Genomic DNA, 12,918 nt, shown 5'->3' with positions numbered 1-12,918 from the left:
ATAAGGCCGTTGCCATCATGTCTTGAACCTGCGCACCGTCCGGCCGCCGTTCATGCGGCCGGACATGAGGCGGAGCGGCGTATAGCTCGAGGCTATGCCGCCTTCAGCCGGTAACGGAAAAGCGTGTGGTCGAGCAGCAGCCGGATGCGCGGTTCGGCCTCGGTTGCCACCAGCCAGCTTGCCGCGATCATGGTCGCGCCGACCATTGCCATCGACAGGAGATAAGGCAGCCCGGAGCGCACCATGGCGCCGAGCATCGCCGCGCCGATGACGTCGTGGATCAGATAGAGCGGATAGGTCATCAGGCCGATCCGGCGCCAGCCGCTCCATCTGAGATCAAGCGTGAGCGACCACGCCATCAGCGCGATGGCCGCGAGGAAGATCAAGATTGGCGGCCCGTACGGCATCACGGCTCCGACTTTGATGCTATGGACGTCGACGGAGCTGGCGATCTGCAGCACCCCACCGCCGAGGAACAGCAGGCAGAAGCCAAGGCGAGACGCCGTCACCGCCTTGAACCGCATCAGCCAGATGAGCACGCCGACCGCGAAGAATGAGCCATGATGCACCAGCACGAGCTGCAGCCACCGCGTCTCGGCGAAGGCGGACCAGCCGAGCGGATAATAAAGGCACCAGAACAGCGTGCTGACCATGCCGATGACGATGGCAACCCTTTCCATCAGGTTGAAACGGCCGAGCCGCAGCAGGATCCAGACGATAGCGTAGAAGGCGATTTCGATGCCGAGCGTCCAGTAGACGCTGTCCACCCAGGGACCATAAGGCGCGAACAGGCCGGTGCGCACGAGCCGAACCACCGCATCGGTCGGCCAGCTCAAGCCGATCAGCAGCAACAGCGCCGTGGTGATCGGGGCACAAATCCAGACCGCCGGCGCCAGCCTTTTGACCCTTGCCTCGAAAAACCGCAGCGGCGTCGAATTCTCGGCGCTGAAGGCAATGACGAAACCGCTGATGACGAAGAAGATCTCGACGCCGACCCAGCCAGACCCGACCCAGGCGCCGACCCCAGGCTGCGCCGGAACGCCACCAGTCGCTTGCGCCGAGATGCCGTCGGGATAGGCCCACACCCAGAAGCCGTAGTGATAGACCATGACCAGCACGGCGGCGAGAAACCGCAGGATGTCGATACCGCCAAAGGTTATTTTTTTCTGAGCCATGCGATCCAATCGAATGGCCCCCCGCGGGAACTGTAGGGCGGAATGTTGCATCGCACAATCTACGATTGCGCCCAGCGGTCATCACAAAGTTCGCCGCGTCGCAACATCGCGCAACGGTAGCTCCAGTCAGGTCCCGGCAGTGCTCCTTAGACGCCGATTCCGCGCTCCGTCAGGGCAGCGGTGATCTCATCGAGGATGGCGGGGTCGTCGATGGTTGCAGGCATCATCCACGCTTCCTTGTCGGCGATCTTCTGCATGGTGCCGCGCAGGATCTTGCCCGAGCGCGTCTTGGGCAGGCGCTTAATCGTCACCACGGTCTTGAAGGCGGCCACCGGGCCGATGCGCTCGCGCACCAGCGCGACGACCTCCTTCTCGATGGCGGCGCCGTCGCGCGCGACACCGGCGTTCAGCACCACGAAGCCGAGCGGAATCTGGCCCTTCATCGCATCGGCGATGCCGACGACGGCGCATTCGGCGACATCGGGATGGGCGGCCAGCACCTCTTCCATGGCGCCCGTCGACAATCGGTGGCCGGCAACGTTGATGATATCGTCGGTGCGGGCCATCACGTAGAGATACCCGTCCTCGTCGATCATGCCGGCATCGGCCGTCTTGTAGAAGCCGGGGAACTCATCGAGATAGGCCTGGCGGAAGCGGGCATCGGCGTTCCACAGGGTCGGCAGGCAGCCCGCGGGCAGCGGCAGCTTGACCACGACATTGCCGAGCGTGCCGCGCGGCACCTCATGGCCGGCATCGTCGAGCACGCGGATATCGTAGCCGGGCATCGGTACCCCGGGCGAGCCGTACTTCACCGGCAACAGGCCGAGCCCAGCGGGGTTGATCGTCATCGGCGATCCGGTCTCGGTCTGCCACCAATGATCGACCACCGGCACGTTCACCTTCTGCTCCGCCCATTTGATGGTTTCGGGGTCGGCGCGTTCGCCGGCCAGGAACAGGGTGCGGAATTTCGACAGATCGTATTTCGGCACGAACTCGCCTTTGGGATCCTGCCCCTTGATGGCGCGGAAGGCAGTCGGCGCGGTGAACAACGCAACCACGCCATGTTCCGCGATAACGCGCCAGTAGGTGCCGGCGTCGGGCGTGCCGATCGGCTTGCCTTCGAACAGGATGCTGGTGCAGCCATGCAGCAGCGGGCCGTAGACGATGTAGGAATGGCCGACCACCCAACCGACATCGGACGCCGCCCAGAACACTTCCCCGGGCTTCACGCCGAACTCGTTTTCCATCGTCCATTTCAGCGCGACCATGTGGCCGCCATTGTCCCGCACGATGCCCTTGGGCTGGCCCGTCGTGCCTGACGTGTAGATGATGTAGAGTGGGTCGGTGGCCAGCACCGGCACGCAGTCGACATTGGCGCCGGCTGCGCGCTCACGAGCGACGGCGTCGGCATAGTCGATGTCGAAATGGTCCTTCAAATCGCAGCGCAGCTGATCGCGCTGCAGGATCAGGCAGGCGTCCGGCTTGTGCCGGGACATCTCGATCGCCTTGTCGAGCAGCGGCTTGTAGGCGACGACCCGCCCCGGCTCCAGGCCGCACGAGGCCGAGATGATCAGTTTCGGTTTTGCGTCGTCAATGCGGGTGGCAAGCTCATGCGAGGCAAAGCCGCCGAACACGACCGAATGCACTGCGCCGATGCGGGCGCAGGCGAGCATGGCGATGGCCGCTTCCGCCACCATCGGCATGTAGATGATGACGCGGTCACCCTTGCCGACGCCGCGGTTCTTTAAAACCGAGGTCAGCGCCACCACCTCGCGCTTCAGTTCGGCATAGGTGAACTTTTTCACCGTGCCGGTGATGGCGCTGTCGTAAATCAGCGCGATCTGGTCCGCCCGCCCGCCGGCGACATGCCGGTCAAGGGCATTGTAGCAGGTGTTGCAGGTCGCACCAGTGAACCAGCGGCCGTAGACGCCGGCGGAGGCATCGAACACCCTGTTCCAGGGCGAATACCAGTCGATGGCGCCGGCCGCGTCGGCCCAGAATTTTTCCGGGTCGCGTTTCCAGCCGTCATAGATCTCGTGATAGCGTGAAGCCATCCGTACTCTCCCGGAAACCATTTGCCGTCTTTGCAAACAGCCTATGCTGTTTTTTCCGGCGCTGTCTTCCCTGATTTTCGCTTGAACCGGTCTTGTCCTGACCGAGATGCCCGCTGTCGAAACGATATCGAGCGGGAGGATGTGAGCGCATGCGCCATCAATGGTCGATCGAGGCCAGGCTCGAGGAACCGTCCGACCTCCTACAGCCTGTCGGATCCCGTGAACACCGGCCGGCAAGCCGGCGGTGATCGTCGTGCTGGTGCAGCGCTTCAGCCAGGGCTTTTTTAAGGGTGCGATCGCCGCTTCATAGCGGTGACCGGACAACCCGCCGAACAATCCGCCGGTTGCCGTCTAACAAGCCGGATTCGTTGGGCGAATGTCGACGCGCTAGATCGGCAAGGCCACCAGCATGAGACCGACGCCGCCGAAGATCAAAATGGCTGTCGCCAGAGCTTTTCGATGACGTTCGAAAGTCGTCGGAGCCCGCTCCCAATTGTAACGCATACGCTATCTCCCCGAGACCCGGGGAGTTCTTACCTTACCTCAGGGAAGAAAAGCAACGGTGCCGCCGGTCAGCATGCTTGCCTGGCGCGCCATTCCGGCGACTATTTCTGGGACGATTTTCGACTCTGGATGGATGTTGCGGCCTCACGAGAGCATGTCCGCAAAATAAAGCCACGCGAGCCATCCCGGCCGGCCAATAGACAGCGCCCCACCACCGCGCTATCTCATTTCCGGGTTTTGCATGGCTTTTGGGGTTCGTTATGGAAATTGCCTCTGGAACGGTTCTGCGACTGGCGGACGATGCCTCGGTTCAGCATGTCGGCGACGGCGCGGTGGTGCTTTTGGCGCGCAGCGGCCAGCTTTATACCTGCAACGGGACGACCGAAGCCTTTCTCGACAAGGTGGATGGCGCGCGCAGCCTCGGCCAGATCGTCGGCCTGCTTTGCGAGGAGTTCGAAATCGACAAGGGCACGCTTGACGAGGACATGGCGGCGCTGGCCAGCGATCTGGTCTCGGAAGGCATTCTCGCTGCTCCAGGCTTGATGGCTGAAGGCACCGCTTGATGGTGGACGGTCCTCTCCTGCGCGCCTTGTTCCGCTGTCATCTCTGGGCAAGCGCGCGGCTGATGCCAATTCTCATTGCCAATCGCAGCTTCGAGGACGTGCTGAAATGGGCGCCGCTCGCCTCGCCGGCGCCCTATCGCGGCCTGCCTGCCCCCTACATTGTCGCCCGCGTCAACCGTGCCGTGCGTCATCCCTGGCTGATGCGTGACCGCAGATGCTTGCGGGAGGGCTTGCTCGGCCATCGCTTCCTGCGCCTTGCCGGTTTCGATCCGCAGCTGCGTTTCGGCGTCGATCCGAAGTCGCTGCAAGCGTCGCGGCTGGCGGCGCATTGCTGGGTGTGCCTGGACGGCAAGCCGGTGGTCAGTGACAGCCTTCCCGGCATGGTCGAGATCTACCGTCACCCCGCCACCGCCGCCACGAAGGTGCGTTCCGCTTGACCAGACCTTCAGTATTCTATGACCTCAATGGCCAGATCCTCGGCATATCGGCCGAGCGCCCCGGCCTGTGGCAGGATTTCGACGGGATGCTGGGCACCTTGCGTGTCACAGGTCCCGTCGAGCCGGATTTTCGCCTCGAGATCAAAGAGGCGGACGTTCTGGACGAAGCGCCCAGCGGATCGCTCGTCTTCGAGGGCGAGATACCGGAGGACGGCTACTGCCGGATGATCGCGGATGGCGGCACGGTCCATCTCGTCTTTCCCGAACGCCAGGCCCTTGTCGTCAATGACGAGGAGGGTTGGGCCGAACTCCGGGTTCGCCCTGGTGCGAAGGCCGCCTGGACGCCATCGATGCTGGTGTTGGACGCAGCACTGGACGCAGGCGGCCAGCATATGCTGCACACGGCCGGGCTGACGCTGCCGGGCCGCGACGCCGTCGTGCTGGTCCATGCCCCGAGCGGCACCGGCAAGACCACCACATCGCTGGCCTTGGCAACGCAAGGATTCGGCCTGTGCTCCGACGACGCCATGATCCTGAATCTCGCTTCCCCCACGCCTGCCGCCTGGGGTTTGCCGCGCCATGTCAAGATCCATGAGAAGACCGCGCGGATGATCCCGCTTATGGCGCCATGCCTCGGTCTGTCATGGGACCGCAATGGCGAACAGGCTGTTTCGCTGGAAAAGCTGAGTGGGATCGTAAAAATCGAAAGTCCGACCGCCCGTCCGGTCGCAGCGCTCCTGCATCTTGCGCGATCCGGCGACGAAGAGACCCGGCTCGCGCCCATGACCCGGACCGACGCGATGGTGGCGCTGGCGATGGACAATGTCCGCACCGGCGCGACCGGTCTGCTGCCGCTGCAGAAGCGCAGGTTGGCGGCGATCCGCGGACTGGTGTCGTCGGTGCCGACCTTTACCCTGGAAGTAGGCGTGCGTCCGGCCGATGCGGCGGCGCTGATAAGCGCTAGGTTGGCATCACTGGACTGACGGTCCGCTCAAGCGGCGTATGGCCTGGCCTTGGCCAGCCGCTGGATCCAGCGAAAGGCATCGCGGCGTAGCCGCGAGCCGATCTTCTCCCGGGAATTGACCCTGAGCAGCGTGTTGGTCGTGATCAGCTTCTTGGCCAGTCGGATCGACAGGTCGGGCTTTATTCGCCCGGCGAGTGCCAGCGCATGCGGTTCGTCGAACAGCCGCCCGGTTACGTTGAGCACGATCGCAAGTTCGAGTTCGATGCCGGTCATGCGCGCGGCGTCAAGCAGGCGGGTTTCCGAAACCGGGGATTGCAGCGCCCTCACACCTTGCAGCACGTCGACGCAAAGCTGCAGACGGTGGAATTTGTGGCCGCCGGCGGCATGCACGATGGCGATCGTCAGAAGGGCGGCCGGCGTATCCGTCGCGCCGCCATCGATGATGCCAAGCTCGCGAAAACCCAGCGACAGGCGCCGCCGCATGCCGGTGTCGTGCACAAGGTCGCCATGCAACTCGACCAGCAGGCTGGAATTCTCCTTTTCCAGCCATTTGAATTCCTGCAGCCGGTAAGATTCGGCCTCGTTGCTGGCAAGCTCGAAGCCGCATGCCGCAATCACCCGGTTTGCCCGCGCAAGGTCGGCGGGCTCGACCAGGATGTCGATGTCGGTGAAAGGCCGGTCGGATACATTGCGGTAGAGTTTTCGTGCGAAGACCGGCCCCTTGACGATCCGCGCCGGAATGCCTTCCGCCGCCATTCCCTTCATGATGCGGTCGCCATGGTACTGAAGCAGCATCGACTGGCCGGTGGCGATCGTCGCCCTCTGGCGCAGGTCGTCGAGTTTGTCTCGCAAACCAGTATCCGACGGCAGGTGCGCATCGCCACGCTCCCCAAGCTTGCGCAGCATGATCGGGAGGACGCCGTGGAATTCGACATTGTCGAGCAGGGCAGACAGGGCCTTCGCCGATAAATTCTCCCCGACCGCCACAGCCTCCGGATCGGCGAAGCGCAGCAGCAGTTTTTCTTCAGCTGGAGTAAGAGACGGCAGCATCGATCCGGACAAATCCATCGTTATGTGGATTGTCCGGAATGGTCGCAGAAAAGCACGGCTGAAGCCAGCCTTACACGCCCCAGCGCAGCGCGGCGGTGTGGACAGGTGCGTCCCACCATTCCGTCAGTTCGTCGTCGAGCAGGCTCAGCGTGATCGAGCAGCCGGCCATGTCGAGCGAGGTGACATAGGTGCCGACCAGCGACCGGGTAACCGTCACGCCATGTTGCTCGAAAATCCGGCGGGCGCTGTTGTACATCAGATAGAGCTCCATCAGCGGCGTGCCGCCGAAGCCGTTGACGAACAGCAGCGCGGGTCCTTTCGCCCTGTCGTCGAGATCGCCCAGGATCGCAGCGCAGATTTCTTCGACAATTGCATCGGCGCTTTTCAGCCTGTCGCGCCGGCGGCCGGGCTCGCCATGGATGCCGACGCCGAATTCCATCTCGCCTTCGCCGATGTCGAAGGTCGGTTTGCCGGCAGCCGGCACGGTGCCGCTGGTCAATGCCACGCCCATCGAGCGGGTGGCGTCGTTGACGCGGTCACCCAGCGCCTTCAACGCCGGCAACGCCACCCCGTGCTCGGCGGCGGCGCCAACGATCTTTTCCACCACCAGCGTGCCCGCCACGCCGCGCCGCCCGGTTGTGTAGGACGAATTCTCGACGGCGACGTCGTCATTGGTGACGACCTGCAGCACGCCATCGGACATCTCCGCCGCCATCTCGAAGTTCATCACGTCGCCTTCGTAGTTCTTGACGATGAACAGGCAGCCGGCGCCGGTGTCGACGGCTTGCGCGGCCGCCAGCATCTGATCCGGTGTCGGCGAGGTGAACACCTGGCCGGGACAGGCGGCGTCCAGCATGCCACGGCCGACAAAGCCGCCATGCAGCGGCTCGTGGCCGGAGCCGCCGCCGGAGATCAGCGCCACCTTGCCCGGCTTGAGTATCTTGCGGCGGATGAATTTGTGCTCCTCGCCAAGCACAAGGATGTCGGCATGGGCGGCCGCGAAACCGTCAAGGCTCTCGGTCAGTACCGTGTCCACCGAGTTCATGAATTTCTTCACGGCCGTCTCCTCCCGAAATAGCCAGCATCAAGGGTCGTTCAGCCGCTCTTGCCGGTGATGCTGGTGACCTTCTGGATGAATTCGTTGATCGCTCGGTCGAGCGCCGCGTTCTGCTTGTCGTCGCCGAAATCGGGCACAATGAGCGAAACGTGCCTTGTCTTGCGCGCGCCCGAGGCGACCGAGATCTTCCCGGGATGTGCCTGGTGATAGGCGGCAAGAAACTGGTCCCGCTCGGCCTGGCTGAAATGGCAGACGGAAAAGATGGCCGGCAGATGTTTCGACGGAATGGGAATCGAGTAGCTCGGGCTCGAAATCTGCGTGACGAAGCTGCGGTGCTTGCCAAGCGCATCGGCGAGCCGCTGGCGCATGCCGGACGGCCGCTGGTCGATAACCTGCGACAGGATCGTCTTGTAGGCGCGGATCGCTTCTTCGGAACCGGGTTCGGGTTTGATGTCGGCCATGCCTAGACCGGAACGTCGGCTATGGCCGCCTTGGCCATGGCGAGTTGCGCCGGCGCCACGGAAAGATCGCGCAGACCGGCTTCCAGCAGAGAGGGAATCGAGGCGGGGTCGCCGCCGGCATCGCCGCACAGGCTGACGGCGATCCCGGTCTCCCGTCCAAAGGCCGCGACCGAAGCGATCAGCCTCAACACCGCAGGATGACGGACTGAGTTCAGGTGTGCCACAGCGGCATTGTCGCGCGCGGCCGCCATCACATATTGCGTCAGATCGTTGGAACCGATCGACAGGAAGGCGACGCCGGTAAACGCCTCCGGCGCGATGGCCACCGAAGGCACTTCGACCATGATGCCGAGCGGCGGCACTTTTTGCGTGATGCCGCGCGCGGCAAGGGCTACTCGCTCCTCGGCGAACAGGGCGGCGGCGCTCTCGTACTCTGCTGACGTGGCGATCATCGGAAACATGATTTTGAGATTGCCGTGTGGCGCGGCGCGCAGCAATGCCCTGATTTGAATCCGGAATATTTCGGGCCTGGCCAGCGACAGCCTGATGCCGCGCAGGCCAAGAAATGGATTGCCTTCCTCGACGGTGAAGCCCGGCACCGGCTTGTCGCCGCCGGCATCGACGGTACGGATCGTCACCGGCTTTTCGCCTGCCCATTCCAGCACCTTGCGATAGGCACGATACTGCGTCTCCTCATCCGGCAGCGTCTTGCCGAACAGGAATTCGGTGCGCATCAGGCCGACACCGTCGCAGGTCGCGATGTCGATGGCATCGACATCCCTAGGGTCGGCGATGTTGACCTGTACGCGCACCGTCGTGCCGGTTTTTGTCACGGCCGGCCGCGCCAGAAAAGTCCGTGCCTTACCTTGGCCGGCGGTGAAGGAAGAGGATGACTGCCGGAACGAGCCGATCTCGGCCGGCGAGGGCGCCAGGACGATATTGCCGTGCTCCGCGTCGAGCAGTGCCATGTCGGCAACGGCGGTGAGCGGCTCGCGCAGGCCCACGACCATCGGCACGCCACGCGAGCGCGCCAGCATGGCGACATGGCTGGCGGTGCTGCCTGCCGTCAGCGCGATGCCGCCGCCATGGCTCCAGTCGGTTTCGAGAAAGCGCGTCGGCGCGATGTCCTCGCCGTAGAGGATGGCGCCGGACGGCGCGGCTTGGTCACTGTCCTCGGTCAGGGCACGCAGCACCTGGTCCCTGATATCCCGAAGGTCCGTGGCGCGGGCGCGGAAATAATCCTGGTCCGAAGCCTCGTAGCCGGCGATCTCGGCATCGAGCGCCTGCCGCCAGGCCGTGTCGGCGGGTGTTCCGGAAGCGATCGATGCGAAGGCCGGCCCGCTCAGCGCGTCGTCTTCCAGCATGGCGATGTGGAATTCGAGTATGTCGGCCGCATCTTTCTCGGCGGTTCCGACCATGGCCACGAGCCGGTTCACCGCCTTGCCGATCGCGGCCTGCAGGGACGTCCTCTCCTCGACGGAGCTTGCCTTGCTAACGTAAATGCCCGCGGGCTGGCCGAGGTCGAACAGAGGTCCCTCGGCATAGCCGGCCGAGGCAGGAACACCCTCAATACGCATGGCACGCGTTCCCAGCGGGTGAGCGCAGGCGCGGATCGGCCTCAAGCCGAGCGGACATGGCCGGCGTCCTCGTCGAAATCGCGCTGCACCAGTTCGACCAGCGCCCGGATAGCATCATCGGCACCATCGCCATTGGCCCTGATGTGCAGCACCGTGCCCTTCGGCGCCTTGGCCGCCATCACCTTGACGATGCTTTTTGCATCGAACCATGGGCCGTTGGCGGCGAGTGCAATCTCCACCTCGGCGGCAAAGCTCTTGGCGAGCTTGGTGAACTTCACCGAAGGACGCGCGTGCAGGCCCACATCGTGGGTGATCAGGACGGTCGCTTCGGCGGTTGCGGACATGTGTTCAAAAATCCCATTCGCTCACGACGGCGACAATTCGTGCGCCGTCGCCACCACTTCCCGGAGCGAGGCGCCGCCGGATGCCTCGGTCGCCGCCATCACCGCGCCCTCGACGATCGGCGCGTTGCAGACGATGATTTTGTGCGCACGCGGCTCGCCGATCAATTCCACCGCCATTTCCGAATTGGTCTCGGCGCCGCCGAGATCGACAAGAATGGCGACGCCGGCGTCCGACCAGGCCTTGTCGATGGCGCCCATGATCGCCTCGACATTGGTGCCGAGCCCGCCATGGCCGTTTCCGCCGCACCATGCAAGCGGCACCTCGTCGCCGACCATTTGGCGTACCATGTCGGCCGTGCCCTCGGCGACCAGCGGCGAATGCGACACGATCACAATCCCGACATTGCTCATGCTTTGCCCCCGATGATTTGCGCCAGCGTGCGCACCAGCAGCGCGGTCGAGCGCGCGCCGGCATCCATATGGCCGATCGAGCGGTCTCCGAGGAACGAGGCGCGGCCGCGCAGTGCCTTCATAGGCACGGTGGCTTCGGCCGCGGCGTCGGCGACGTTGGCTATTTCAGCCGCCGTCCTTTCCCCGGCCAAGGCGTCATGCACCGGCCGCAGCACATCGAGCATGGTTTTTTGTCCTACCTGCGACTTGCCGCGCGCGGCCACCGCTTCGATCGCCTTGCCGAAGGCAGCCGTCAGATCGGCGCGGTCGGGTTCAACCGAAATCTCCTTGCCGAGCGCCATGAACAGCGTGCCGAACAACGGGCCGGAAGCGCCGCCCACCGTCATCACCAGCTTGGTGCCAATTGCCTTCAGGGCGTCCGGCAACGGCTTCGCGGCGAACACGTCGGCCTCGGCCCGTACGGCGTCGAAGCCGCGCTTCATGTTCAGCCCGTGGTCGCCGTCGCCGATCGCCTGGTCGAGCGCGGTCAGTTCCTCGGCGTGCGCGGCAATCGCATCCGCGGCGGCCGTGATAAGCCTCGAAAGGTCCAGCGCCGTCATGTCGCCCGAATTCCCGGTTTGCACCTTGCCGGCAGTAGCGAAAGAGCGGTCGTTCGACAACTGGTGCATGCGTCAGGCCGTGACAAGCAGTGTGGCGGCGGCCGCGAACACCTCTGCCACGGCATGAGCACCCGGATCGACCACGCCCTGCAATCCGGCACCGACATAGGCGGACCGCCCGGCTTTTGCCTTCTCCATGGCCGCGGTGGCCTCCGCACCGCGCCGGGCTGCTGTCGCCGCGTCGCCAAGGCCGTTGCCGTCGAGGGCCTTCAAGGCCGGCTCCAGCGCATCGACCATGGTGCGATCGCCGGGTTTGGCGCCACCGTAGAAGGTCATGCGTTCAAGCCCGGCGAGCAGGGCCTTGGGCACACTGGCGCCAGCGTCCAGGGCCCGTCCGGCCGCCGTGAAAAAGATCGACAGCAGCACCCCGCTGGAGCCGCCCATCGATGCGCTCAATATGTCGCCCACTGCACCTAGGGTCGCCGCGGGGTCGGCAAGCGGCAGCGTGTCGAGCCGATCAAGAACGCTTCGTGCGCCGGTCGCCACCGTCGAGCCGGTGTCGCCGTCGCCCGCCTTGGCGTCCAGTCCGTTCAATGCCGCTTCGAGCGAAATCAGCTTCTCGCAGACCGTGACGATCAAGCGCCTGGTGCCGGCATCCTGGCTGGCCCTGTGTGCCGCGCTTTGTCCGGCTGCTTTCGCCATCGGTACGACAGCGGGCGCAACGAGCGGCTTGGCGGGCATCCAGGCGTGCGGGGCGACCGGCGCCAGCAAGGCGGCCTCGCGTGCCGCATCGAGCCGGATCAGCGACAGCGAGAACCCGTTCATGTTGAGTGCCGTCATCAACGATCCGGGACCGGTTGTGAACTTCACTGTCTTTGCCAGCGGTGAGGCAAGCACCGCATTGGCAACCAGCGACATTTCGAGCGGCGGCACGGAGCCGAGATTGTTGATCAGCAAGGCATGATCGGCCTTCGTGTCGAGCCGCCCCGCGAGGCGCTCCGCCATGACAGCCACCAGCTTGTCGGCACTCTGCACCGCGATGCGCTCGACGCCCGGCTCACCGTGGATGCCGAGGCCGAGCTCGCCATCGTTTTCGCCAAACCTGTCCTCGTGCGGCTGGCCGGGAATGGAGCAGGACGACAACGACATTCCGAGCGAGATGATATCCTTTGCCGCCGCACGCGCGGCCGCCGCGACGGATACCAGGTCCTTGCCGGCTTCCGACAGGTGGCCTGATATCTTGTGCACGAATAATGTGCCGGCAACGCCGCGCGGCTGGGCGATGTCGGGCAGCGCGATGTCGTCGGCGACGATCACCATCTCGACGGCAAAACCTTCGGCGCGCGCCTTCTCGGCAGCGAGGCCGAAATTGAGCCGGTCGCCGGTGTAGTTCTTGACGATCAGCAGGCAACCGGCTGGTCCGGTGACCGCGCGAATGGCCGCCAGCACCGCTTCGACGCTCGGCGAGGCGAAGATCTCGCCCGAGACCGCCGCCGTCAGCATGCCTTTGCCGACGAAGCCGGCATGCGACGGCTCGTGCCCGGCGCCGCCGCCGGAGACGACGGCAACCTTGGACTTGTCCCAATCGGCGCGCAGCACGACCTTGATCTCGGGATACCCGTCGAGGCGCGCGAGGTCGCCTGAGCCAATGGTGCGCAACAGGCCGTCCAGGGCCTCGGTGACGATCGTTTCCCTGCGGTTGAAAAAGTGCTTCATCGAATT

General features: G+C 64.6%; 13 protein-coding genes. 3 read left to right on the top strand and 10 right to left on the bottom strand.

The annotated features are described in order from the left end of the window. Window positions 1-92 precede the first annotated feature (92 nt). Both LB516_RS02750 and LB516_RS02745 read right to left on the bottom strand, forming a co-directional pair. On the bottom strand, window positions 93-1,175 hold the full coding sequence (locus LB516_RS02750; RefSeq protein WP_224718870.1) for an acyltransferase family protein: 1,083 nt from the start codon (window positions 1,173-1,175) through the stop codon (window positions 93-95). Between the two features lie 146 nt (window positions 1,176-1,321). Next, on the bottom strand, window positions 1,322-3,229 hold the full coding sequence (locus LB516_RS02745; RefSeq protein ID WP_224718869.1) for a propionyl-CoA synthetase: 1,908 nt from the start codon (window positions 3,227-3,229) through the stop codon (window positions 1,322-1,324). A gap of 764 nt (window positions 3,230-3,993) precedes the next feature. Here LB516_RS02745 and LB516_RS02740 point away from each other — a divergent pair. From LB516_RS02740 to LB516_RS02730, 3 genes are read left to right on the top strand one after another with little or no spacing between them, the layout of a single operon-like run. After that, window positions 3,994-4,296: a PqqD family protein gene (locus LB516_RS02740; protein ID WP_015314206.1), complete on the top strand. Its 303-nt coding sequence runs from the start codon at window positions 3,994-3,996 to the stop codon at window positions 4,294-4,296. Next, window positions 4,296-4,733, top strand: a complete 438-nt coding sequence (locus LB516_RS02735) for a lasso peptide biosynthesis B2 protein (RefSeq protein WP_140614927.1) — start codon at window positions 4,296-4,298, stop codon at window positions 4,731-4,733. Before LB516_RS02740 ends, LB516_RS02735 begins: the two co-directional genes overlap by 1 nt. After that, on the top strand, window positions 4,730-5,716 hold the full coding sequence (locus tag LB516_RS02730) for a serine kinase (RefSeq protein ID WP_224718868.1): 987 nt from the start codon (window positions 4,730-4,732) through the stop codon (window positions 5,714-5,716). Before LB516_RS02735 ends, LB516_RS02730 begins: the two co-directional genes overlap by 4 nt. 8 nt (window positions 5,717-5,724) lie before the next feature. Here the strand turns inward: LB516_RS02730 and LB516_RS02725 are convergent, their stop codons facing one another. The 8 genes from LB516_RS02725 to LB516_RS02690 all read right to left on the bottom strand — a co-directional run bounded on the left by LB516_RS02725 (window position 5,725) and on the right by LB516_RS02690 (window position 12,912). Continuing rightward, window positions 5,725-6,747 (bottom strand): nucleotidyltransferase family protein, encoded by a 1,023-nt coding sequence (locus LB516_RS02725; RefSeq protein ID WP_181173981.1) that lies wholly within the window; start codon window positions 6,745-6,747, stop codon window positions 5,725-5,727. A gap of 70 nt (window positions 6,748-6,817) precedes the next feature. After that, complete coding sequence (gene dhaK, locus LB516_RS02720) at window positions 6,818-7,804, bottom strand: dihydroxyacetone kinase subunit DhaK (protein ID WP_224718867.1); 987 nt, start codon at window positions 7,802-7,804, stop codon at window positions 6,818-6,820. Window positions 7,805-7,842: 38 nt separating this feature from the next. Beyond that, window positions 7,843-8,265, bottom strand: a complete 423-nt coding sequence (locus tag LB516_RS02715; RefSeq protein ID WP_140660519.1) for a hypothetical protein — start codon at window positions 8,263-8,265, stop codon at window positions 7,843-7,845. A 2-nt stretch (window positions 8,266-8,267) separates the two neighbouring features. Then, the gene (gene ptsP / locus LB516_RS02710; protein WP_224718866.1) at window positions 8,268-9,842 is read right to left on the bottom strand and encodes a phosphoenolpyruvate--protein phosphotransferase; all 1,575 of its coding nucleotides are present in this window, start codon (window positions 9,840-9,842) and stop codon (window positions 8,268-8,270) included. A gap of 41 nt (window positions 9,843-9,883) precedes the next feature. Beyond that, window positions 9,884-10,186 (bottom strand): HPr family phosphocarrier protein, encoded by a 303-nt coding sequence (locus LB516_RS02705; protein WP_015314199.1) that lies wholly within the window; start codon window positions 10,184-10,186, stop codon window positions 9,884-9,886. A 21-nt stretch (window positions 10,187-10,207) separates the two neighbouring features. Further along, entirely contained in the window at window positions 10,208-10,597 is a 390-nt protein-coding gene (gene dhaM, locus LB516_RS02700; RefSeq protein ID WP_015314198.1) for a dihydroxyacetone kinase phosphoryl donor subunit DhaM, read from the bottom strand. After that, window positions 10,594-11,196, bottom strand: coding sequence for a dihydroxyacetone kinase subunit DhaL (gene dhaL / locus LB516_RS02695; protein ID WP_140614922.1), 603 nt, complete (start codon window positions 11,194-11,196; stop codon window positions 10,594-10,596). Before dhaL ends, dhaM begins: the two co-directional genes overlap by 4 nt. A 72-nt stretch (window positions 11,197-11,268) precedes the next feature. Beyond that, window positions 11,269-12,912, bottom strand: a complete 1,644-nt coding sequence (locus tag LB516_RS02690; protein WP_224718865.1) for a dihydroxyacetone kinase subunit DhaK — start codon at window positions 12,910-12,912, stop codon at window positions 11,269-11,271. Window positions 12,913-12,918: the final 6 nt, after the last annotated feature.

Source organism: Mesorhizobium sp. CO1-1-7 (assembly GCF_020164885.1).
GTDB classification, from domain to species: domain Bacteria; phylum Pseudomonadota; class Alphaproteobacteria; order Rhizobiales; family Rhizobiaceae; genus Mesorhizobium; species Mesorhizobium australicum.
Note: the sequence above shows the minus strand (reverse complement) of the source record. Positions and strands in the feature narration are given on the sequence as shown.